Annotated in this window: 18 protein-coding genes and 1 riboswitch; of the genes, 8 read left to right on the forward strand and 10 right to left on the reverse strand. The window is 63.3% G+C overall.

The window, feature by feature from the left end:
- Positions 1-61: 61 nt before the first annotated feature.
- Entirely contained in the window at positions 62-448 is a 387-nt protein-coding gene (locus ACIOAU_RS08690) for an MAPEG family protein (protein ID WP_101315766.1), read from the reverse strand.
- Positions 449-479: 31 nt separating this feature from the next.
- Positions 480-1,313, reverse strand: coding sequence for a DMT family transporter (locus tag ACIOAU_RS08695; protein ID WP_101315764.1), 834 nt, complete (start codon positions 1,311-1,313; stop codon positions 480-482).
- Between the two features lie 208 nt (positions 1,314-1,521).
- Here ACIOAU_RS08695 and ACIOAU_RS08700 point away from each other — a divergent pair, with 208 nt between their 5' ends.
- On the forward strand, positions 1,522-2,757 hold the full coding sequence (locus ACIOAU_RS08700; RefSeq protein ID WP_101315762.1) for a sodium:proton antiporter: 1,236 nt from the start codon (positions 1,522-1,524) through the stop codon (positions 2,755-2,757).
- A gap of 32 nt (positions 2,758-2,789) precedes the next feature.
- On the opposite strand, the gene ACIOAU_RS08705 is transcribed toward ACIOAU_RS08700, so the two are convergent.
- Positions 2,790-3,191, reverse strand: a complete 402-nt coding sequence (locus ACIOAU_RS08705; protein ID WP_016489524.1) for an acyl-CoA thioesterase — start codon at positions 3,189-3,191, stop codon at positions 2,790-2,792.
- Positions 3,192-3,370: 179 nt separating this feature from the next.
- Positions 3,371-3,467, forward strand: a riboswitch (S-adenosyl-L-homocysteine riboswitch).
- Between the two features lie 21 nt (positions 3,468-3,488).
- Here ACIOAU_RS08705 and ahcY point away from each other — a divergent pair.
- The 4 genes from ahcY to ACIOAU_RS08725 all read left to right on the forward strand — a co-directional run bounded on the left by ahcY (position 3,489) and on the right by ACIOAU_RS08725 (position 9,055).
- Positions 3,489-4,898, forward strand: a complete 1,410-nt coding sequence (gene ahcY / locus ACIOAU_RS08710) for an adenosylhomocysteinase (protein ID WP_101315760.1) — start codon at positions 3,489-3,491, stop codon at positions 4,896-4,898.
- A 147-nt stretch (positions 4,899-5,045) separates the two neighbouring features.
- Positions 5,046-5,891, forward strand: a complete 846-nt coding sequence (gene metF / locus ACIOAU_RS08715; RefSeq protein WP_101315758.1) for a methylenetetrahydrofolate reductase [NAD(P)H] — start codon at positions 5,046-5,048, stop codon at positions 5,889-5,891.
- A 241-nt stretch (positions 5,892-6,132) separates the two neighbouring features.
- On the forward strand, positions 6,133-6,918 hold the full coding sequence (locus tag ACIOAU_RS08720; RefSeq protein ID WP_401181379.1) for a substrate-binding periplasmic protein: 786 nt from the start codon (positions 6,133-6,135) through the stop codon (positions 6,916-6,918).
- Between the two features lie 220 nt (positions 6,919-7,138).
- Entirely contained in the window at positions 7,139-9,055 is a 1,917-nt protein-coding gene (locus tag ACIOAU_RS08725; protein WP_220632949.1) for a DEAD/DEAH box helicase, read from the forward strand.
- A 60-nt stretch (positions 9,056-9,115) separates the two neighbouring features.
- On the opposite strand, the gene ACIOAU_RS08730 is transcribed toward ACIOAU_RS08725, so the two are convergent.
- The 3 genes from ACIOAU_RS08730 to ACIOAU_RS08740 all read right to left on the reverse strand — a co-directional run bounded on the left by ACIOAU_RS08730 (position 9,116) and on the right by ACIOAU_RS08740 (position 12,355).
- Positions 9,116-9,694 (reverse strand): YceI family protein, encoded by a 579-nt coding sequence (locus ACIOAU_RS08730; RefSeq protein WP_401181382.1) that lies wholly within the window; start codon positions 9,692-9,694, stop codon positions 9,116-9,118.
- A gap of 31 nt (positions 9,695-9,725) precedes the next feature.
- On the reverse strand, positions 9,726-10,277 hold the full coding sequence (locus ACIOAU_RS08735; RefSeq protein WP_101315750.1) for a cytochrome b: 552 nt from the start codon (positions 10,275-10,277) through the stop codon (positions 9,726-9,728).
- Between the two features lie 203 nt (positions 10,278-10,480).
- On the reverse strand, positions 10,481-12,355 hold the full coding sequence (locus tag ACIOAU_RS08740; RefSeq protein WP_401181386.1) for an FAD-dependent oxidoreductase: 1,875 nt from the start codon (positions 12,353-12,355) through the stop codon (positions 10,481-10,483).
- A 231-nt stretch (positions 12,356-12,586) separates the two neighbouring features.
- On the opposite strand from ACIOAU_RS08740, the gene ACIOAU_RS08745 reads away from it, so the two are divergent.
- The 3 genes from ACIOAU_RS08745 to ACIOAU_RS08755 all read left to right on the forward strand — a co-directional run bounded on the left by ACIOAU_RS08745 (position 12,587) and on the right by ACIOAU_RS08755 (position 15,038).
- Entirely contained in the window at positions 12,587-12,748 is a 162-nt protein-coding gene (locus tag ACIOAU_RS08745) for a hypothetical protein (protein WP_220632947.1), read from the forward strand.
- Positions 12,749-12,829: 81 nt separating this feature from the next.
- A complete protein-coding gene (locus tag ACIOAU_RS08750; RefSeq protein WP_101315744.1) occupies positions 12,830-14,236 on the forward strand; it encodes an adenosylmethionine--8-amino-7-oxononanoate transaminase in 1,407 nt (468 codons plus the stop codon).
- Between the two features lie 82 nt (positions 14,237-14,318).
- Positions 14,319-15,038, forward strand: a complete 720-nt coding sequence (locus ACIOAU_RS08755; protein WP_101315742.1) for a 16S rRNA (uracil(1498)-N(3))-methyltransferase — start codon at positions 14,319-14,321, stop codon at positions 15,036-15,038.
- Positions 15,039-15,045: 7 nt separating this feature from the next.
- Here the strand turns inward: ACIOAU_RS08755 and ACIOAU_RS08760 are convergent, their stop codons facing one another.
- The 4 genes from ACIOAU_RS08760 to ACIOAU_RS08775 are packed head-to-tail and all read right to left on the reverse strand — an operon-like array spanning position 15,046 to position 23,173.
- Positions 15,046-15,663 (reverse strand): hemolysin III family protein, encoded by a 618-nt coding sequence (locus ACIOAU_RS08760; RefSeq protein WP_101315740.1) that lies wholly within the window; start codon positions 15,661-15,663, stop codon positions 15,046-15,048.
- Between the two features lie 32 nt (positions 15,664-15,695).
- Positions 15,696-16,157 (reverse strand): chemotaxis protein CheW, encoded by a 462-nt coding sequence (locus ACIOAU_RS08765; protein ID WP_103435779.1) that lies wholly within the window; start codon positions 16,155-16,157, stop codon positions 15,696-15,698.
- Positions 16,150-21,102 (reverse strand): Hpt domain-containing protein, encoded by a 4,953-nt coding sequence (locus tag ACIOAU_RS08770; RefSeq protein ID WP_401181392.1) that lies wholly within the window; start codon positions 21,100-21,102, stop codon positions 16,150-16,152. The genes ACIOAU_RS08765 and ACIOAU_RS08770 overlap by 8 nt, the downstream gene beginning before the upstream one ends.
- Before the next feature lie 10 nt (positions 21,103-21,112).
- A complete protein-coding gene (locus ACIOAU_RS08775) occupies positions 21,113-23,173 on the reverse strand; it encodes a methyl-accepting chemotaxis protein (protein ID WP_401181395.1) in 2,061 nt (686 codons plus the stop codon).
- Positions 23,174-23,175: the final 2 nt, after the last annotated feature.

Below are 23,175 nucleotides of genomic sequence, written 5' to 3' on the forward strand. Positions count from 1 at the left end.
TTTCCGACCGGTCCGGCGCCCCGGCAAGGCCACTCCTACACGGTCGGCGTAAGTCGCTCGGTCAAACCGAGACTACAAAAAACGCCACGATCAATGCCAAACCGGCAAACCACACTATCGAGCGCAATATCGCCCAATCGGCCAGGTAGCAGATGATGAACAGCAACCGGCTGGTGATGTACATCACCCCCAACACATCCTGGGTCACTTGTTCGGCGTTGCCGACGATATCCGCCACCAGCACCGCCGCCGCAAAGGCCGGGAAGGCTTCATAGCTGTTCTGCTGGGCAGCATGGGCGCGGCGTGGCAGGCCTGACAGCGTGTCCAGAAACGCCCGCGGGTCATGGTTGTGTTGCATGCCGAAACGGCCGCTGCTGAGTTTGGCGATCAGCGCACACAGCGGCGGCAGGATCATGGCGATCAAAATGCACCACAGGGCAACGGTCATGGACAGAATTCCTTGTTCAAAAGAGTTGGATTCAGAGCTTCATCACCAGCATGCCTGCCAGCACCAGCCCGCAAGCTAAGAGCCTCGGCCCGCCGAAAGGTTCTTTGAGGTAGCGCATGCCCAGCAGCACCACCAGAATCACGCTGATCTCGCGCAACGCCGCCGCCTCGGCCACCGACCCCAGGTGCATCGCCCACAGCACCAGAGCGTAGCTGGCCAGCACGCAAACACCGACCGCCAGGCCCAGCCGCCATTGATTACGCCAGAACTGCACGAACGGTGCACGCCGGGCAACGCCGGCCAGCAGCGGAAACGGCCAGGTACTGAGCAAGGTGAGCCACACCAGATAATCCCAAGGCTTGCCCCACGCACGCACGCCCTGGCCGTCGAACCAGGTGTAGCAGCCGATACACATCCCGATCAGCCCCACTACCGGCAACATCGACCATGGCAAACGCGCACCGCCACCGCCCTGCCAGAGCAGGCAGGCCATGCCACAGGGGATCAGCAAGATGCCGATGATCTGCTGGCCGCTGAGGGTCTCGCCGGCAAACGCCAGAGTAAGACCCAGCACCACCAGCGGTGACAAACCGCGCATCAGTGGGTAAACCAGACCAAGGTCGCCGACCCGATAGGCCTTGATCAGCAAGACCCGGTAGATCTGCTGGGCCAGCGCCGAAACCAGCAGCCAGGGCCAGATTTCGCCAGGCGGGAAATCGACGAACCACACAGCCACCACAGCGAACAGCAACGCTACCGAGTCCATGCTGGCAATCACCAGCAGCCGCTCGCCACTGAACTTGACCAGGGTGTTCCAGATGGCATGCAACAGGGCTGCGACAAGAACAAGAACGGTTGCCAGCACGCGAGGTTTCCTTGGAGGGCTCAGACTCAGAGGTCGGCACAATATAGCGGGTTACGCAGCGGACAGGGCCGGGGCGCCCTTGTACATATTTTGAACGATTCGGACATTTCTGGTCATAGAGTGTGTCCCACCCCCCCTGCTGCACCATCAAACCCGTGACCCGAGCGATTCGGGTCCGACTTGGAAGCCACTTTTTACAGGATTCGGGATGCTTGAACTTGTTGCCGCTTTTATCTGCCTGACCACCCTCCTCACCTATGTCAACTATCGCTTCATCGGCCTGCCGCCGGCCATCGGTGTCATGGTCACGGCGCTGCTGTTCTCGTTGATTCTGCAGGGTCTGAGCCTGATCGGCTTTCCGGGCCTGGAAGAACGCGTCGAAGGTTTGATGAACCAGATCGACTTCAATGACCTGCTGATGCACTGGATGCTGGCATTCCTGCTGTTTGCCGGCGCCCTGCACGTCAACCTCAGCGATCTGCGCAGCTACCGTTGGCCGATCGGCCTGCTGGCGACCATCGGCGTGCTTATCGCCACCGTGGTCATCGGTTTTCTCGCGCACTGGGTGTTCGCCATGTTCGGCTGGCACGTCAGCCTGATCTACTGCCTGCTGTTCGGCGCATTGATATCGCCGACCGACCCGATTGCCGTGCTCGGCGCGCTGCGTACGGCCAACGCCTCCAAGCCGCTGAAGACCACCATCGTTGGCGAGTCGCTGTTCAACGACGGCACGGCGGTGGTGGTGTTCACGGTACTGCTCGGCATCGTCCAGCTGGGCGAGACGCCAAGTATCTCCGAGACCGCCCTGCTGTTCGCCCGCGAAGCCATCGGCGGGATCGCCTTCGGCGGCCTGATCGGCTATGCGACCTATCGCATGATCAAGAGCATCGACCAATACCAGGTCCAGGTCATGCTGACCCTGGCGCTGGTCATCGGCGGCTCGGCAATGTGCTACGAGCTGCATGTCTCGGCACCGATCGCGATGGTGGTGGCCGGCCTGATCATCGGCAACATGGGCCGCAACCTGGCCATGAACGACATGACCCGGCGCTACATGGACGGTTTCTGGGAACTGATCGATGACATGCTCAATGCCTTGTTGTTTGCCTTGATCGGCCTGGAGCTGTTGCTGCTGCCGTTCAACTGGATGCACCTGGCCGCCGGTTCGGTGCTGGCCCTAGCCGTGCTGATGTCGCGCCTGCTCACGGTGGCGCCGGCAATTCTGCTGCTGCGCCGCTGGCGCAGCGTGCCGCAGGGCACCATTCGCGTGCTGACCTGGGGTGGTTTGCGTGGGGGCGTGTCGGTGGCGCTGGCGTTGTCGTTGCCGCTGGGTGAAGAGCGTGATTTGCTGCTGTCGATCACCTACATCGTGGTGCTGTCGTCGATCCTGATTCAGGGTCTGAGCATTGGTCGTGTGGTGAGCAAGGTTAGCGTTCAGCCTTGAGAATGTCGGGGCCGCTTGGCGGCCCCGAAAAATCACTCTACGGCAGAGTCGGGAAACTGATCCTGCACGTACTTGATCTCGGTGCGCCCATGCGCAGCCGGCAAGCCATCGTCACCCAGGTTGACGAAGACCATCTTGTCGACGGTGAGGATGCTCTTGCGGGTGATCTTGTTGCGCACTTCGCACTTGAGGGTGATCGAGGTGCGGCCAAACTCGGTGGCAGTAATGCCCAGCTCGATGATGTCGCCCTGGCGCGAGGCGCTGACGAAGTTGATCTCCGAGATGTACTTGGTCACCACTCGCTGATTACCCAGCTGGACGATGGCGTAGATCGCCGCTTCCTCGTCGATCCAGCGCAGCAGGCTGCCGCCGAACAGAGTGCCATTGGGGTTGAGGTCTTCGGGTTTTACCCATTTGCGGGTGTGGAAGTTCATCATTGCTCCTACCAGCTTTGGCTAACGTGCAGTCATGATGGCAGAGCCTGCCGCAGGGCTCCATTGGTCATCGACTATCGTCGCGATTAATCGACAGAAAACCTTGGGCCTGATCGCCCTGCCCGGCTATAATCAGCGCCGTTTAACATGGCCACCCGCCGCGGTGCCATGCCCGCCACCTGTCCGAGGGGCGCTGCAGCAGGTTCGACCTGTCAGGCTCGGATGGGGCGTTGTCCGCTCAAGTGGACGCTCAACGCACAACGGCGCCCATTCGCACACTACGAATGGAGGCTCTTCATGAGCGCTGTAAACACGCCTGCTGGTTTTACCGATTTCAAGGTCGCTGACATCTCCCTGGCCGCCTGGGGCCGTCGCGAAACCATCATCGCCGAATCGGAAATGCCGGCACTGATGGGCCTGCGCCGCAAGTACCTCGAAGAGCAACCGCTCAAGGGTGCGAAAATCCTCGGCTGCATCCACATGACCATTCAGACTGCCGTGCTGATCGAAACCCTGGTTGCCCTGGGTGCCGAAGTGCGCTGGTCGTCCTGCAACATCTTCTCCACGCAAGACCAGGCCGCTGCGTCCATCGCCGCTGCTGGTATCCCGGTATTCGCCTGGAAAGGCGAGACCGAGCAAGAGTACGAGTGGTGCCTGGAGCAGACCATCCTCAAGGATGGCCAGCCATGGGATGCCAACATGATCCTCGACGACGGCGGCGACCTGACCCAGCTGCTGCACGACAAGTACCCACAGGTTCTGGATCGCGTCCACGGCGTTACCGAAGAGACCACCACCGGTGTTCACCGTCTGCTCGACATGCTGGCCAAGGGCGAGCTGAAAGTCCCGGCGATCAACGTCAACGACTCGGTCACCAAGAGCAAGAACGACAACAAGTACGGCTGCCGTCACAGCCTCAACGACGCTATCAAGCGCGGCACCGACCACCTGCTGTCGGGCAAGCAGGCGCTGGTCATCGGCTACGGTGACGTCGGCAAGGGCTCGGCCCAGTCGCTGCGTCAGGAAGGCATGATCGTCAAGGTTTCCGAAGTTGACCCGATCTGCGCCATGCAAGCCTGCATGGACGGCTTCGAGCTGGTTTCGCCGTTCATCGACGGCCTCAACACCGGCAGCGAAGCCTGCATCGACAAAGCTCTGCTGGGCAAGATCGACCTGATCGTGACCACCACCGGTAACGTCAACGTCTGCGATGCGAACATGCTCAAGGCGCTGAAAAAGCGCGCTGTAGTGTGCAACATCGGCCACTTCGACAACGAAATCGACACCGCTTTCATGCGCAAGAACTGGGCATGGGAAGAGGTCAAGCCGCAGGTGCACAAGATTCACCGCACCGGCGCTGGCGACTTCGATCCGCAGAACGACGACTACCTGATCCTGCTGGCCGAAGGCCGTCTGGTCAACCTGGGCAACGCCACTGGCCACCCAAGCCGGATCATGGACGGCTCGTTCGCCAACCAGGTGCTGGCACAGATCTTCCTGTTCGGGCAGAAGTTCGCTGACCTCTCGGCCGAGAAGAAAGCCGAGCGTCTGACCGTTGAAGTGCTGCCGAAGAAACTCGACGAAGAAGTCGCTCTGGAAATGGTCCGTGGCTTCGGCGGCGTGGTCACCCAGCTGACCTCGCAGCAGGCCGAATACATCGGCGTCACCGTCGAAGGCCCGTTCAAGCCGGACGCCTACCGCTACTAAGCGAGTGGCCCGCGGCAGACATGCTTGCCGCGGGCAGTCCATGCAATTGAATGACGCCAAGCCAGACCGGCCTTCACCGCTCTGGCTTTTACTTGCAGATTGCAGCTGAAGGCGCGCTACTGGCGTTGGCTGCATGAGGAACGAACGATGTCCGAAGAACGCCGTTACAGTTTCGAGTTTTTCCCGACCAAGACCGAAGCCGGTCACGAAAAGCTGATGGCCGTTGCTCGCCAGCTGGCTGGCTACAATCCTGATTTTTTCTCCTGCACCTACGGCGCTGGCGGTTCGACCCGCGACCGCACGCTTAACACTGTGCTGCAGCTGGAACATGAAGTCAAAGTCGCCGCCGCACCGCACCTGTCCTGCGTCGGTGATTCCAAGGCCGATCTGCGCGGCTTGCTCAGCGAATACCAGGCTGCCGGCATCAAACGGATCGTCGCCCTGCGCGGTGATTTGCCGTCGGGCATGGGCATGGCTTCGGGCGAACTGCGCTACGCCAGTGACCTGGTCGAGTTCATCCGCCAGGAAAGCGGCGATCACTTCCACCTGGAAGTTGCCGCCTACCCCGAGATGCACCCACAGGCGCAGAACTTCGAAGCCGACCTGAGCAACTTCGTGCGCAAGGTCAAGGCCGGTGCCGACAGCGCCATTACCCAGTACTTCTTCAACGCCGACAGCTATTTCTACTTCGTCGAACGCGTGCAGAAAATGGGCGTGGATATCCCGGTAGTGCCCGGCATCATGCCGATCACCAACTACAGCAAGCTGGCGCGCTTCTCCGACGCCTGTGGTGCTGAACTGCCGCGCTGGATCCGCAAGCAACTGGAAGCCTATGGCGACGACAGCGCGAGCATCCAGGCCTTTGGCGAAGAAGTGATCAGCAACATGTGCGAGCAACTGCTGCAAGGCGGCGCACCTGGGTTGCACTTCTATACCCTGAACCAGGCCGAACCGAGCCTGGCGATCTGGAACAACCTCAAGCTGCCACGCTAACGCGATCTGCTTTGTGTAGGAGCGGCCTTGCCGGGGCGCCGGACCGGTCGGAAAGGCCAGCGTAGCTGGCCCGGCGATATTGGCGGCGAAGCTGAAAATCTGGGGCCGCTGCGCGGCCCTTTCGCGACACAAGGCCGCTCCTACAGGCGTTTGTGAACGGCACCCAGGTGTTTACAACTATCAGCGTTTGTACAAGCCCCGTTCACTGTTCATCGCCCGATGGACGGCGTACTCTCACGCCATGTCGCCTCTGCCCCGCCTACTCTGCCTGTTGCTTGTCTGCCTGAGCTGTTCGGCTCAGGCCGAACGCCTGCGCGTGGTCAGCGATGACTGGGCGCCTTATGTCTACGAACACAACGGCCAGCCGCAGGGTATCGAGTACGAGGTTGCCAGCGAGGTGTTCAAGCGCCTCGGTGTGCAGGTCGACTGGGAGTTCATGCCGTGGAAGCGATGCCTGGCGATGGTCGAGCAGGGCCAGGCCGATGGCGTGCTGGGGATTTTCCAGAACGATGCGCGCAAGGTGTTCATGGTGTTCCCGGACGAACCCCTGTCCGCAGTCGAGTTCGTTCTGCTCGGCAGACACGGCCAGCACCGCGCCGTCAAGCGACTGGAGGACCTCGCCGGGCTGACCCTCGGCACCTCGCCGGGCTACGACTATGGCGCGGCATTCAATCAGTCGACATTGTTCAAACGTGAGCCGGCGCCCACTCACGAGGCCAATTTCGGCAAACTGATGCTCGGCCGCATCGATCTGCTGGTCACCGACAGTCGCGTCGGGCGCTATCTGCGCCGGCAGATGGGGCTGCAGCAGCAAATCGAACAATTGCCGCTGCTGATCGATCGGCAAAACCAGTATCTGGGTCTGGCGCGCAAGCCCGGGCGCGAACAACTGGCTCGCTCGTTTGCCGACGAACTGCGCCGTTTCAAGCAAGAACCCGCCTACGTGCAGATGATCGCTCGCTTCGAAGACGACCTTGGAGTGCTGCCTGGCGCCGTTGAGCAGCAGGAAAGCAGCACACTTCGCTAGCTCTGTTATACTCGGGCCTTCCCGCCAGGCTCACGCCCGGACGCTCGGTCTTCATCCAGGCATCTCGATCATCGCCAACGCGCTCTACAGCGCAGGCCCGATGTTTCTCTGATGCGCAGTGGACACCAAGCTGGACCGGACGCGATCGCATCCCTCAGATGCCCGTCGCGCCAGGCAGATCACCCTATAGGGCCTAGCCCCCACCAGAACAGGATTGCCCATGTCCTTTGCTTCCCTCGGTCTCTCCGAGGCACTTGTCCGCGCTATCGAAGCAGCGGGCTACACCGAGCCTACCCCAGTGCAACAGCGGGCCATCCCCGCCGTGTTGCAAGGTCGCGACCTGATGGTCGCCGCACAGACAGGTACTGGCAAAACCGGCGGTTTCGCCCTGCCGATCCTGGAGCGTCTGTTCCCGGGCGGCCACCCAGACAAATCCCAGCGCCACGGCCCGCGTCAACCGCGGGTACTGGTGCTGACCCCGACCCGCGAACTGGCGGCTCAGGTGCACGACAGCTTCAAAGTGTATGCACGCGACCTCAGCCTGGTGAGCACCTGCATCTTCGGCGGTGTCGGCATGAACCCACAGGTTCAGGCCATGGCCAAAGGCGTCGACGTACTGGTGGCCTGCCCTGGCCGCCTGCTCGACCTGGCCGGCCAAGGCAAGGTTGACCTGTCCCGCGTCGAAATCCTGGTCCTCGATGAAGCCGACCGCATGCTCGACATGGGCTTCATCCATGACGTCAAGAAGGTCCTCGCCCGTTTGCCGGCGAAGCGCCAGAACCTGCTGTTCTCGGCGACCTTCTCCAAAGACATCACCGACCTCGCCGACAAGCTCCTGCACAACCCCGAGCGCATCGAAGTCACGCCGCCGAACACCACGGTCGAGCGTATCGAACAGCGCGTCTACCGCCTGCCGGCGAGCCACAAGCGTGCCCTGCTGGCGCACTTGATCACCCTCGGTGCGTGGGAACAGGTGCTGGTCTTCACCCGCACCAAGCATGGCGCCAACCGCCTGGCCGAGTACCTTGAGAAGCACGGCCTGCCGGCTGCAGCGATCCACGGCAACAAGAGCCAGAACGCACGCACCAAGGCCCTGGCCGACTTCAAGGCCAACGAAGTGCGCATCCTCGTCGCAACCGACATTGCCGCGCGTGGCCTGGACATCGACCAGCTGCCGCACGTGGTCAACTTCGAGCTGCCGAATGTCGAGGAAGACTACGTGCACCGCATCGGCCGTACTGGCCGTGCCGGTCGCTCAGGTGAAGCCATCTCGCTGGTTGCCCCGGACGAAGAGAAACTGCTCAAGAGCATCGAGCGCGTCACTCGCCAGAAGATCCAGGACGGCGATCTGATGGGCTTTGACGCCAGCACCGTCGAAGTCGAGAAGCCTGAAGTCCGTGAGCGCCCGCAGGCCAACGGCCGCGGTGGTCGTAATCAGCCGCGTAGCGACGCCGGCAAAGACAGCAACGGCGGACGCAAGGACAAGGGCAAAGACAAAGGCCGCGCCAAGCAGAGCAGCGCCGCTGAAAAGCCGGCCGACAAGCCTGCAGGTGAGCGCCAGCAGCAGCCGCGCAAGCCACGTGAGAACAAGCCGCGCCAGCCACAGGGCGAGCGCCGCGAAGCATCGGCGCCAGCCAACGGTAATGGCAACGGCAACCGTGACCCGGAAGCGTTCCTCGACGACGACGTGGATAACTTCGGTAACAAGGCCGACTACGTCAGCCCTTACCAGAATGGCAAGAACCAAGGCCGCAACCGTCGCCCAGGCGCTGCAGCTGGTGCCGGCCAAACCCAAGGCAGCGGCACTCGCGGTGCCGGTGCGCCAGCAAAAGGCCGCAGCAACAACGGCGGCAGCGGCCAGCCACGTCAGGGTGCTGGCGACAAGCGCCCACGCAGCAACAACGGCAGCAACGCTGGTGGTGGCCGTCGCGACGGCAACCCGGGCCGTAACCGCCCAGCCCGTGACGACAGCGCTCGTCAAGAGCCAGCAGTACGCAACCCGCGTGAATCGCAAAGCCAGCCAGTGATCATCCGCAAGGAATCCAAGCTCGAGCGTTACCCAACGCCTGAGCAGCTGGAAGACTTGCCGAGCCGCCCGCGTGGCGAGCGCCCGGCCCTGCTGACCCGTAATCGCTGATTACGGTTTTGCAGACATGAAAAAGCCGCCCTGATGGGCGGCTTTTTCGTTTGCGGCTGATTACTTCTGCTTCACGCCTTCAACACTGATATCCAGATCCAGTGTCTGCGAGGTTGGGCCTGGGCCCTTGATGCCGAAGTCGTTCAGGTTCAGGGTAGTGGTGGCGTTGAAGCCAGCGCGCTCGCCGCCCCATGGATCCTTGCCTTCACCGTTGAAGGTAGCCTTGAAGGTTACCGGCTTGGTCACACCGTGCAGGGTCAGGTCGCCGGTCACATCAGCGGTCTTGTCACCGGTCGATTTGACTGCGGTGGAGACGAACTTGGCCTCTGGATACTTGCTGACGTCCAGGAAGTCCTTGCTCGCGATGTGCTTGTCACGTTCGGCATGGTTCGACCACAGGCTGGCGGTCTTCAGCTCGACGTTGATCTTGCTGGCTTCAGGCTTGGCCGAATCCCAGGTAAAGCTACCGTCGAAGTCTTTGAAAGTACCGTGGATGAAGCTGTAGCCCAAATGGCTGATCTTCCAGTCAACGAACGCGTGCTGGCCTTCCTTGTCGATCTTGTAGTCAGCAGCCATGGCCTGACCAGCGGCGAACAGAGCGGTACCGAGCGCCAGAGCGGCAAAAGTCTTTTTCAACATCCTTTCGATTCCTTGCAATTGAGGTTGAGGGTCAAGCTTTGCGGCCCAGCATACGAGTCAGGGTCGCGTCACGGTCGATAAAGTGGTGTTTCAGTGCTGCCAGGCCATGCAGGACGGCGAAAATCACCAGCCCCCAGGCCAGGTAAAAATGGATCACGCCAGCGGTGTCAGCCTGGTCGGGCAGATTGCTGAGCAATGCCGGCACATCGAACAGGCCAAACACCGAGATCCCCGCGCCATCGGCGGTAGAGATCAGGTACCCGGCGATCATGACCGCAAACAGCCCTGCATATAAAGCCAGGTGGCCCAGTTTGGCTGCAACTCGGGTGAAGCGGTCATGACTGGCCAGCACTGCCGGCGGCGGACTGATGAAACGCCACAGCACCCGCAGCAGCATTACCGCCAGCAACACCAGGCCAATACTTTTATGCAGATCCGGGCCGGCCTTGCGCCACGGGTCGTAGTAGTCAAGATCGACCATCCACAGACCCAGGGCAAACAGCCCGAAGACTGCCAGCGCTACACCCCAGTGCATGACCATGCTGACCAAGCCGTAGCGAGTTGATGAATTGCGTACTTGCATGTTGGCGGCGCTCTCCCTTGAAGCTGCGTACAGACTAGCGCGAAACGTATCGAATAAAAGCGGAAAAAACTGCTTTGGTAGATCGAATTAATCGATGCTTATTCTCTCGACCGGTTATTAAGGAAACATTAACCCTAGACCAGCCCGGTACGCTCGCAGAATAAGAAAGGGCCGCGATGCGGCCCTTGGGGGTGTTGGATCAATCAGCCTTGGCTGCTGGTCGCCGGTTTCTTCACCGGCTCGGCCTTGGCGGGAGCCTTTTTCGCTTGCGCAGGCTTGGTTGCGGCCTTCTTCGCGGCATCCGATTTGGCAGCTGGCTTATGCGCAGGCGCATGCTTGGCTGGTGCTGCCTTGCTTGCCGCAGGCTTGACCGGTGCAGGCTTGGCCGCAGGCTCCGGTACCGGCGCAACCACTGGCGCTGGTTCAGGCGCCGGTGCTACTGGTGCAACTTCCGCAGCCTTGGCCACAGGAGCCGGCTTGGCTGCAGGCTCTTCTGCGCCACCAAACAGGCGCGAGAAGAAGCCAGGCTTGGCTGGCTCGGCGTCCTTGGCCTTGGCCGGCTCGTCCTTGGCTGGCACGTTGTCCGCCTTGGCCGCCTTGTCGCCGCCGCCAAACAGATTGGAGAAGAAGCCGCCCTTGGCCGCTGCGGCGCCGGTTGCGGCCGCTGCCGCCACAGGCACGGCCTTGACCGGATCAAACGACTTGCCTGCCAGCAGGTCCTGCACCTGGCCGGCAGCACGCTGGCCGCTGCGCAGGGCGCCTTCGAGCGTGCCTGGGTAGAGCGCGTCGGTATGCTCACCAGCAAAGCTGATGCGCTGCAGAGGGCGCTCCCACAGGCGCCAGTATTTGCTGATCTGCCCCGGGCCATATGCCAGATAGGCACCACCAGTACCAGGATCGGCGCTGTAGCGCTTCACTTCATAGCCAGTGAATGCGCCGCGCGCCTTCGGGTAGAACGCATGCAGGCGGATCAGCACCTGGTCGGCCATCTGCTTGTCGCCAAAGGCCTGCAACAGACGGGCGTTGTCGCCCGACAGGTTGATCACCACGTTGGCACCACCTTTCAGCGCCGGCTCGATCCAGAGCATGCCCAGGCCGGTGTTGCTGAAGATCTCACCCGACATCCGCGCCCGGCTTTCCCACACAGGCTGCTTGAACTTGAGCAGTATCTGGTCACGCCAGCCATAGTTGGTGCCTTTGATCGCAGCCATATGCTGGTTGTCCAGGCCTGGGGTCATCTGGATCTTGGCCAGTGCCCGCAGCGGCACCGCCATCACCAGGTAGTCGGCGCGATAGCCGACAGCGCCCACCTTGACGGTAACGCCGTCCTTGTCCTGGACGATCGCGGTAACCGGTGCGTTGGTCTTGATGGTTTTCAGCTGTTTGACGAAGGCCTGAGCCAGCACCGGGCTACCGCCAGGCAGGCGCGCAGCACGCAGGTCACGGTCGCTGACGCCACGATAGACGCGGGTCTGCTGGGCGAAATAGAGCAGCGACAGGCGCGAAGGCTCGTCATAACGGCTGCGAATCTGCTGGTTGATCAATTGCCGCGCAGTGGCGGGCAGTTGCAAACGGTCGAGCCAGTTGGCGACGTTGATCTGGTCGAGGGCGAATAGCGTGCTGTTGGCCTGCGGGTTGAGCGGGTCGTCGATCGAGCGGGCCAGATCGTCGAGGGTTTTCTCGTAGCGCTTGAGCGCTTCGGCAGTTGCCGGCTGCTTGACGGCTAGGTCAGCTGCGCTGAAGTATTCGCCATCGATCAGGTAGCCCGGCGTGCGCACGAACTCAGGGGCCGGCAAGGTATCGAGCTTGAAGCGATCCAGGTACTGGTTGAGTACCGGCTGGGCTTTGCCGTTGCCGATCCATTCGCTGGTGGCCAGGCCAGAGCGCCCGCCCATGCCCGCCTTGGCTTCCAGCAGCGTGACCTGCCAGCCTTTGTTCTGCAGCTCGTAGGCAGCCGTCAAGCCGGCCAGGCCGCCACCGACGACGATTGCCGTGGGTGTCTTGTCCTGCGCCAGCGCCGAGGTGCTGGAAAATCCGATCAATACCAACGCGCACAGGCGCACCCAAGCAGCAGCCATGTCGGCAAACTCCGGTTGAAAACAGGTCGATGAAAACGGGAAAGAAGCCCCGAGAAAATTGCGCTAAGAATACGTCACCCGTGGGCACCCTGCCAGCAGGGCGATGCCAAGCCGCTTACGCAACTGGCATTTTTGTCAGTAGCCAGCAGCGCCGCTCTCGTCGGACAGTGGCGTCGACGACCGCAGCGGGACTTTCAGCCATGCAACAGCACCAATACTTTCTGGCTGACCTTGTCAGGCCTGGCCGGCACCGAAAGCGTGCCTGGTCACTACGCCAGTTCGCCCACCCGCCAGTTGCTGCTGGGGCCATTTCGCACCCTGACCATCTCCACCACCCACGCCGGCACCGTGCACATCCCGGCCCTGAGCTGGCAGCCCGTTGTGCGCCATTGAGCCTGATCACGGTTGTGGTGGCCGGCACCTTTGCTTAGGCTTGTGCGGTCAAACCAAGCCGTGCCGCCAGGAGAAGTGCCGATGGGCCTCAATGATCAGTGGATGCAACGTGACCTCAAGGTCCTGTGGCACCCCTGCACCCAGATGAAAGACCACGAAAAGCTGCCGCTGATCCCGATCAAGCGCGGCGACGGCGTGTGGCTCGAGGACTTCGAAGGCAAGCGCTACCTAGACGCCGTCAGTTCGTGGTGGGTCAACGTGTTCGGCCATGCCAATCCGCGCATCAACCAGCGCATCAAGGACCAGGTCGACCAGCTCGAACACGTGATCCTGGCTGGCTTCAGCCATCAGCCGGTGATCGAGCTGTCCGAGCGCCTGGTAGCCATGACTCCAGCCGGGCTGGACCGAGTGTTCTACGCCGACAACGGCTCGTCGTGCATCGAAGTCGCGCTGAAGATGAGCTTCCATTACTGGCTGAACAAGGGCCAGAGCGGCAAGAAGCGCTTCGTCACCCTGACCAACAGCTACCATGGTGAAACCATCGCAGCGATGTCGGTGGGCGATGTGCCGCTGTTCACCGAGACCTACAAGACGCTGTTGCTCGACACCATCAAGGTGCCCAGCCCGGACTGCTACCTGCGCCCTGAAGGGGTCAGCTGGGAGGAGCACTCGCGGACGATGTTCCTGGCCATGGAGCAGACCCTCGCCGAGCATCACGCCACTGTCGCGGCAGTCATCGTCGAGCCGCTGATCCAGGGCGCCGGCGGTATGCGCATGTACCACCCGGTGTACCTCAAGCTGCTGCGCGAAGCCTGCGACCGTTATGGCGTGCACCTGATCCACGACGAGATTGCCGTGGGCTTTGGCCGCACCGGGACGATGTTCGCCTGCGAGCAGGCCGGCATCCGCCCGGACTTCCTCTGCCTGTCCAAGGCCCTCACCGGCGGTTACCTGCCGCTGGCGGCCTGCCTGACCACCGATGATGTCTATCAGGCTTTTTACGACGACTATCCGACTCTGCGCGCATTCCTCCACTCGCACAGCTACACCGGCAACCCGCTGGCCTGCGCTGCCGCGTTGGCAACCCTGGATATCTTCGAGCAGGACAACGTCATCGAGGCCAACAAGGCCCTGTCAGCGCGGATGGCCAGCGCCACTGCACACCTGGTCGATCACCCGCATGTGGCCGAAGTGCGCCAGACCGGCATGGCCCTGGCCATCGAAATGGTCGAGGACAAAGCCAGCAAAACCGCTTATCCATGGCAGCAACGGCGCGGCCTCAAGGTATTCGAACATGCCCTGACCCGCGGCGCCCTGCTGCGCCCGCTGGGCAGCGTGGTGTACTTCCTGCCGCCGTATGTGATCACCCCCGAGCAGATCGACTTCCTTGCCGAGGTGGCCACCGAGGGCATCGATATCGCCACCCGCGACAGCATCAGCGTGGCCGTGCCGCAGAACTTCCACCCCGACTTTCGCGATCCGGGCTGAGCACAGCCCGTGCAGCAGGCCTCGGCGGCGGGCTCTCCCGCCGCCGATGTGTATGTGTCTTCCCTAATTCCAGAGCAGAACCATGAGACTGTCCCGCTTCTTTATCGACGCCCCGCTGTCCATCGGCGAACACGACCTCCCCGAAGCCCAGGCCCATTACATCGGCCGCGTGCTGCGCATGGCCGCCGGCGATGCCGTGCAGCTGTTCGATGGCAGCGGCCAGGAGTATCTCGGCCAGCTGCTTGAAGTGGGCAAGAAGAGCGTGCGCGTCAGCCTCGACCAGGCTCTGCCCGGCCAGGCCGACTCAAGCCTGCACGTGCACCTCGGCCAAGGCCTGTCGCGCGGCGAGCGGATGGACTGGGCCATCCAGAAAGCCACCGAACTGGGCGTCAACCAGATTACCCCGATCGTCAGCGAACGTTGCGAAGTGCGGCTCAAGGACGAACGCGCCGACAAGCGTCTGGCGCACTGGCGCCAGGTGGCGATCAGCGCCTGCGAACAATGCGGCCGCTCGACCCTGCCGCTGATCAATCCGCCATTGACCCTGGCCGAGTGGCTGAAGGCAACCGAGGCTGACCTGAAGCTGGTGCTGCACCCGGTCGCCGAGCCGCTGACCAGTCACCAGCGGCCTGAGCGGCTGGCGTTTCTGATCGGCCCTGAAGGCGGTTTGACCGACGCCGAGGTCGAGCAGGCCAAGGCCGCCAGCTACCATGCCGCGCGCCTCGGCCCACGCGTGCTGCGTACCGAAACCGCGCCGGTAGTGGCGCTCGCAGTAGCGCAGCAGCTGTGGGGCGATTTTTAACTGCTGCTCAGCGCACGTAGAAGCTGATGGCGATGAAGTGCAGCAGGCTGCCGGCAATCACGAACAGGTGCCAGATGCCGTGCCAGTGGCGAAAGCGGCTGTCATAGGCGAAGAAGATGATGCCGATGGTGTAGCACGCACCACCGGCCGCCAGCCAGGCAAAACCGGCAGTGCCCAAAGTCTGCAGCAGCGGCTTGACCGCTACCAGCACGATCCAGCCCATCAGCGCATAGATGATGATCGACAGAATCCGCGCTTCCGAGCGCGGCTTGATCTCTTGCAGCATGCCGATCACCGCCAACCCCCAGACCACCCCGAACAGGCTCCAGCCCCACGGGCCGCGCAGGCTGATCAGGCAGAACGGGGTGTAGCTGCCGGCAATCAGCAGGTAGATCGACAGGTGATCGAGCTTGCGCATGATCACTTTGGCCTGGCCGCGGGTGCTGTGGTACAGGGTCGAGGTGCTGTATAGCAGCACCAGGGTGCCGCCGTAGATCGAGAAGCTGATGATCTTCCATGGGTCGCCTTGCAGGCCGGCGGTGATGATCAGCCAGCTGGCACCGATGAAAGCCAAGATGGCACCGACCAGGTGCGTCCAGGCATTGAAGCGTTCACCGTAATACATGCAGTCAAAGACCTCCTCGCTAGTTCCGGGTTTCAGCGCAGCGCCGCCTCGCGCACCATCCGCTCCAGCGCGACCAGGTCCGGCACCCGCGCTACTTGCTCGCCTACCTGGACCGCCGCCAGCTCCAGCGCGTTCAACGGCACGTCGACATAATTGAGCTGGCTGTCCAGCTTGCACGCCCGCGGGATGCCCTGCAGCAGCAACGCCAGGTAGCGCAGGCCGGTATCACCCAACGCATTGAGCACGACAATCCGCGCGCGCTCGCCGCACACCGTCTGGCCGCCACAGGCCGCCTCGAAACCAATCAGCGGCAGGCGTTGCTGGCGCCAGTCGAGCCAGCCCAGGTGCCAGTTTGGCTCACCGATCTGACAAGACAACGCACGCTGGCCGATCAACTCTGCCACAGCCACATTCGGCAGAACCAGGGTCCGATCACCCAGGGGCAGCAGCAGGCCGGTCAGGCTGCTGCGCTGGCCGGCGATATGTTCAAGCATGGGTTTGGCTCCAGTGGGCAATGCTTTGCAGCAGCAGCGACTCCTGATACGGCTTGCCCAGGTATTCGTTGACGCCGATGGCCATGGCTCGGTCGCGGTGCTTATGGCCGCTGCGCGAGGTAATCATGATGATCGGCAGGTCCTTCAGGCGCTGGTCCTGACGAATCCGCGTGGCCACTTCAAAGCCATCCATACGGGGCATTTCGATGTCCAGCAGCAGTACGTCAGGCCGATGCTCTGCCAGCAGGGCCATGGCATCAACGCCGTCCTTGGCGGTCAGCACGCTCATGCCGTGGCGCTCGAGCAAGCGGCTGGTGACCTTGCGCACCGTTACCGAATCGTCGACCACCATCACCAACCGTTGCCGAGGCGCGGCCTCGAACTGCCGCTGCTGATGCACATCGCCACTGGGCAGCCGGGCCAGGCGCCGTTGCTGGCCGCGGAGCTGGCCGAGCAGATCGAGAATCAGCACCACCCGACCGTCACCGAGCAAGGTTGCCCCGGACAGCCCCGGCACTGCAGCAAACTGCGGGCCGAGGCTCTTGACCACGATCTCGCGGCTGGGTGACAGGCTGTCGACCTGGATCGCGAACGACGCTTCCTGCGAATGCACCAGGATCACCGGCAGCGGCACGCTCTGGCCAAGCAGGCCAGGCCGGGCAACACCGCTTTGCAGCAACTCGCCCAGGTAGCGCAGCTGGTAGGCGTGGCCGCCGTACACGTAGCTCGGCGTATCCAGCTGGTAGCAGGCAGCCAGTTCGCTGGGCGGCACGCGGACGATGCCTTCGATGGTGTTGAGCGGAATGGCGTATTGCTCCTCACCCAGGTGGACCATCAAGGCGCGGTTGATCGACACCGTGAATGGCAGGCGGATCTGGAAGCGCGCGCCCTTGCCGGGGCTGGAAGCGATGCTCATGGCGCCGCCGAGCTGCTTGACCTCTTCATGAACAACATCCATGCCCAGCCCGCGGCCGGAAATCTGAGTGATCTTTTCTGCCGTCGAGAAACCGGGGCGGAGGATGAACTGGAGGATTTCGTGGTCGCTCAGGCGCGCGCGCGGATCGAGCAGGCCGCGCTTGATGGCTTTGTCGCGTACCGCCGCGAGCGGCACCCCGGCACCGTCGTCACTCATCTCGATAACGATGTCGGCGCCTTCGTGGAGCAGATTCAGATGGATCGTACCTTGCTCAGGTTTACCGGCAGCCAGGCGCGCCTCGCGCGACTCCAGGCCATGGTCGACGGCGTTGCGCAGCATGTGTTCAAGCGGCGCCACCATGCGCTCCAGCACGCTGCGGTCAAGCTCGCTCTCGGCATTGCCGACCACCAACTCGACCTGCTTGCCGAGTTCGCTGGAGACCTGCCGCACGACACGTTGCAAACGCGGCACCAGGCGCTCGAACGGCACCATCAGGGTAGCGGTAAGGCCCTCCTGCAACTGGCTGTTGACCCGCGCCTGCTGCTGCAGCAGGCCGTGGGCTTCCTGCGCCCCCTGAGCCAGGGTTTCCTTCAGGTCGAGCAGGTCCGAGGCGGATTCGAACAGCGCCCGCGACAGTTGCTGCAACTGTGAATGGCGGTCCATTTCCAGCGGATCGAAATCGTCATAGCTGTCGCTTTCAGCCTGATAACGGCTGGCGCTGCTGGCCTGAGTTTCTATCTCCAGGCGCAGCAACTGATCACGCATGCGCTCAAGGGTGGTTTCCATCTCGCTGAGGGCGAACTGGGCGTCGCTGACCTGCTGCTCGATACGGCCGCGGATCAGCGCGTGCTCGCCGGCCAGGTTGCCAAGATCATCGAGCAGCTCGGCATCGACCTTGACCATATCGCCCGGCGCCCGCTCCGGGGCAACCGCTGCCGGTTCAGCGGGCACTGCCGCTTCGCTGGCGATGGCCGGCGCGGCGGCGCTGTCGGTCAACGCCGCGCTGCTGAAGTTGCGGATGTAGTCGATCAGCGCCGTGGCCGCATGCAGCGGCTCGCCCAGGCGCACCGCATCGAGCATGTGCGCCAGGCGGTCGTGGCAGTTCTGCAGCAGGGCAAACAGCGCTGCGGTCGGCGGCAGGCGGCCAGCGGCAAGCAGCTCGTAGAGAAATTCCAGCTCATGGGCGAGGTCGCCGATCGCGGCGATTTCGACCATGCGCGCGCCGCCCTTGAGCGTATGCAGGTCGCGCAGCAGGGTCTCGACCTCGACACTGCTGCGCGGGTCGGCCTGCCAGCGGGCCAGCGCTGCCGCAGAGCTTTCGACGATGTCCGAGCTTTCTTCGAGGAACACCTCGAGTAGCTCCTGATCACCTGGGCTGTCCGCCGCTTCGGCGGGTTCAACAGTAGCCGGAGCCTGACTTGGCTCGGGTGGTGCTTCGAGCAGCGCTGGCTGCACTACTTGCGCATATTCGAGGGGCGGCAGCGGCGTGATCCCATCACGGCCGATCAAGCCGGTGCCATCGGGCGCCAGCGCTTGATCGAGCAGTGCGCGCAAACCGTCGACGCACTCGCTGCGCGAGCTGACTTCCTGCCCGGCGGCAATCTCGTCGAGCATGTCGATCAGCACGTCGTGGGCCTGGCGGGCCTGGTTGAAAAAGCGCGTGTCGGCGACCAGGCTGCCCTCTTCCACCGCACCGTATAGATCGAGCAGCGCCTCGCAGACCTCGTCCACTTGCCAGAGGTCGGCCAGGTTCGCGCCGTGGCTGAGATTGGTCAGTTCGTCGAGCAGGGTTTCCAGCTCCTGACGCTGCTGCGGTTGCTGCTGCCAGCGCGCCAGCAGCGACTCGGCATCGAGCAGAATGTCCATGCTCTCGGCCAGAAAGCTGGCGATCAGCTGCGGGTCACGCCGACTACGGCGATTGGCCGAGGATTCGTCGTGCAATGCCGCTAACTGAGCATCGACGCCCTGACCAACCTGTTCGATCAACTCGGCGGCGCCGGCGATGGGCGCCAGCGGTGTGCTGTGCAGCTGCGCCAGGCCCAGATGGAACAGCGCGTGGGCGGCTTCCAGCCAGTCGAGTTCGGTCTGTTGCAGGCGCAACTCATGGCTGCGGTATTCCCGCGCGAGCCGATCGAAGGCCGTGGCCAGCTCGGCGATCGGCATCACCCCGGCCATGGCGGCGCTGCCCTTGAGCGTGTGCAGCGCGCGCTGCAAGCTGTCGCTGACCGGCGTGCCATGGCTGTCGGCAGCGAGCAGAAACGCCTCGAGGCTGGCCAGATGGCCTTGCGCCTCGTTACGGAAGATCTCCAGCAACTGCGGATCAAGCCCATCCAGCCCCGCCGCGACAGGGGCTTCGTTGACGGCCAGCGCGTGCAACTGGCTGACCAGATGCTCGACCTCGGCCAGCGGCGGCAAATGGCCCACGGCGAAGTCGGCGAGCAGGTCCGGCAGGCGCACGAAAGCCTGCTGCAAGGCGACCAGGCCTTGCCCGGCCAGGCCGACCCGGCCTTCGAGCACCCGGTTGATCAGCCGCTCGGCGCCCCAGGCCAGCTCCGCCAGAGCTTCGGCGCGGACCATGCGGCCGCTGCCCTTGAGCGTGTGCAAAGCCCGGCGCACTTCGATCAGCGCCTCACGCAGGCTGTTGTCGGCACGCCAGCGCAGCCAGTGGCGTTCGATCTCGGGCAGCAGCTCGTTGGCTTCTTCAAGGAATACCTCGCGCAACTCGGCGTCGATTTCCTCGCCTTCATCGGCCAGTGCGCCATGCCCACAGTTCACGCCAAGCGCCGTCAGGCTGGACCTGGCCATGTCGATGAACGGCTGGGCGTCGGCCAGCGGATCAGCCACGCGCCACTGCAAATAGCATTCGCCGGCACACAACGCATCGGCCAGGTGGGTCAGTTCATCCAGCTGTGGCTCTTCATCCAGATGCGCCAGCCAGCCCTGCACATAGCCTGCGGCACCGGCAAACAGCTCGGCGGCAGCAGGCAGCATGAGCATCGCCAGTGCACCGCGCACTTGCTGCAACAACCCCGGCAAGGCTTGCAGGCGCTGACGTGGCCAGCCCGATTCGAGGCAGTCGCCAATCAGGTCCTTGGCCTGTTGCAGCACCGACACCGCTTCGCTGAGGACCACGTGGCGGATGTGCGCCATGTCCGAGCCGGGCATGCTGCCCTGGCCGCTTTCTTCCAGCGGGCCGACCATACCATTGAGGGTTGCCTCGACGTACAGCAGGGCCCCGGCAACGTCCATCAACAGCGCATCGTCGACGCTCTGCTGATCCTGTGCCAGAGCCTGCAACGCCAGCACCTGATCGATGATGACCCGTCGCGGTTGCTGGAAATTCAACACTGCCAGGGTGTCTGCGACCTGACGCAAGGGCGCGACCAGGGCGTCCAGTTGCTCGCGCGATTGCTCGCCTCGGACAAACTGATCGAGGCAGTCCTTGATCCGCATCAGGTCATCGCACAGCGCCGCCACCACCGAACGCAGGGCGTCGCGGCCCTGGCCAGCCTGTAGTTGCTCGCGCCAGTTGCCCAGCGACAGGTCCAGGTCAGCCAGGTCGGCAGCACCGGCCAGGCGCTGCGCCGCTTCACCCATCAGGCTGCCCTGGGCCAATGGCTCGACACCACGGCACTCACGCAGGCGATTGAGCAACGGCAGCATCACCAGCGGCAGGTCGTGGCGGGCGCCGCGCAGGCGCTCAAGGTAAGGCGGTAGCTGTTCAAGGCCACGGAACATCGCGCCGAGGCAGTCGCCGCGCGGGCTGATCTGGCCGTCGGCCATGGCCCGCCCGAGCAGCTCGAGTTCTTCGGCCAGGCGCGTCGCCCCGCGCAGTTCAAGCATGCGCAGGCAACCGTGGACCAGGTGCAGGTTATCCACATACAGCGCCAGCGTGGCCAGCTCCGTAGGGTCGCCGGCAAACCGCTCAAGCGCCTGCCGGGCCTGGGCCAGGCAATCGAGAATGGGCGCCTTGGTCCAGGCCAGGGCGACCGTGTCGTGACGTTCGGGGCTTACTGCTGCCGAGGCCATGGGTTACTCCTCAGCGGGGTTCGGCCGGGGCCGGCAGGGTGAAACCGGAGACCGAGCGGCGCATCTCGCTGGCCATCCGCGCCAGGTGGCGAATGCTGTCGGCGGTGGCGCCGGAGCCGCTCGAGGTCTGGGCGGTAATCTGCTGGATCACAGCCATGGTGTGGGAAATCTGCCCGGCTGAAGAGGTCTGCAGTTGGGCGGCATCGGAAATACTGTGAATCAGCTCGGCGAGGGTCTGCGAGACGCCTTCGATTTCCGCCAGAGCCACCCCGGCATCCTGCGCCAGACGCGCTCCGCGGACTACTTCGGCGGTGGTCTGCTCCATGGAGATGACCGCCTCGTTGGTGTCGGTCTGGATGGTCCGCACCAACGCCTCGATCTGCCGGGTGGCCGACGACGAGCGTTCGGCCAGACGCTGGACTTCGTCGGCAACCACGGCAAAACCGCGGCCGGCTTCACCGGCCAGCGAGGCCTGAATCGCTGCGTTGAGGGCGAGAATGTTGGTCTGTTCGGCAATGTCGTCGATCAGGCTGACGATGTCGCCGATCTCCTGAGACGACTCACCCAGGCGCTTGATCCGTTTGGCGGTGTCCTGGATCTGCTCGCGAATGTTGTCCATGCCGTGGATGGTGTTGTGCACCACCTCGTTGCCTTTGTTGGCGATGGCCACCGAACGCTCGGCGACCTTGGCCGACTCATAGGCGTGGGCCGACACCCGGTCGATCGACTCGACCATGTCGCCCACCGCCACCGAGGCCTCGCTGATCTGCTCGGCCTGCTGCTCAGAGGCCTTGGCCAGCTGGCGTGCGGTGTTCTGCGTGTCCTGCACGGCGGCGGCAACCTGCAGGGCGCTGTGGTTGATGGTGGTGACCAGGTCACGCAGCTGGTCCACCGAGTAGTTGATCGAGTCGGCGATGGCCCCGGTGAAGTCTTCGGTGACCGACACCGTCACTGTCAGGTCGCCGTCGGCCAGCTCCTCGATTTCGTCGAGCAGGCGCATGATTGCCTGCTGGTTGCGCTCGTTCTTTTCCCCGGTTTCACGCAGCTGGCGATTGGTCGCGCGGACCATCACCGAGCCGATGAGGATGATCGAGGCCAGCGCCAGCAAGCCGAGCACGTAGCCGCCAACGGTATCGAGGGTGCGCCCGTTGGCCAGGTTCTCGAAGCTGTTGGCCAGGTGCGAGGCTTCATCGAGCAGGGTTTGCGACAGGCTGAAGATATTGCTCGCTGCTTCGCGCACGCGGAACAGTTCGGGGGAGGTTTCGAGGATTTCATCGACACTGCCGGAGACAAACTGGAACAGCTCGGCAATCTCCGCCAGTCGCGCGCGGGCATCGGCGTCCTCGACCCGGGTGACCTGGATCGCCGGGTTGCCGCCGAGCATGCCTTCAAGCACCTGACCAAAGCGGCTGGCATCGCGGCCAAAGGCATCGGCCGCCTGCGCTGCCGAGTCATCGCCGGCCAGCACGGTGTTGACCGAACCCAGAATCCGCTCAGCCAGCAACAACTGGCGCTGGGCTACCGCCACTTGCGCGGCGGGGGCACCGCTTTGCAGGAGGATCTCGACCACCTTCTCGTATTCGACCTGCAACTGCGGCACGGTCTCGGCCAGGGTGGCCGCGACCTGGTGCAGCGACAACACGGTCTGTTCGCTGGCGAGGATCACGTCGGTGTTCTTGCGCAGCGTCTCCCAGTCCTGGCGCACCGCTTCCATTTCATCGCGGACCTTGGCTGGCGCTGCCGGCAGCGCGGTGGCCTTGTCACCTTCACGCAGGTAGCCCCAGCGCCGCTCGAAGTCGTTGCGCGCATCCGACAGCAGGCGAAACGCCAGGGCCTTGCCGGCAGCAGCCTCGGTAGCGTTCTTGGCGATACGTTGGGACAGCACGCGCAACTCACCGGCGTGGCCGATGTACTGCTTGTCGTAATTGGACTGGGTGTTGAGGTAGGCGAAGTTGGCGAACAGCAGGATGATCGACAGGATCAGCACCACGAACAGCACGGTGATCTGCGCACTGCTGCGCACGCGCGGGGTCACGGCCGGTGGAGTGACGGGGCTGACAGGCTTGTTCACGA

Origin of the sequence: Pseudomonas sp. NPDC088322 (genome assembly GCF_044740745.1) — a bacterium.
Classification (GTDB): Bacteria; Pseudomonadota; Gammaproteobacteria; order Pseudomonadales; family Pseudomonadaceae; genus Aquipseudomonas; species Aquipseudomonas shirazensis.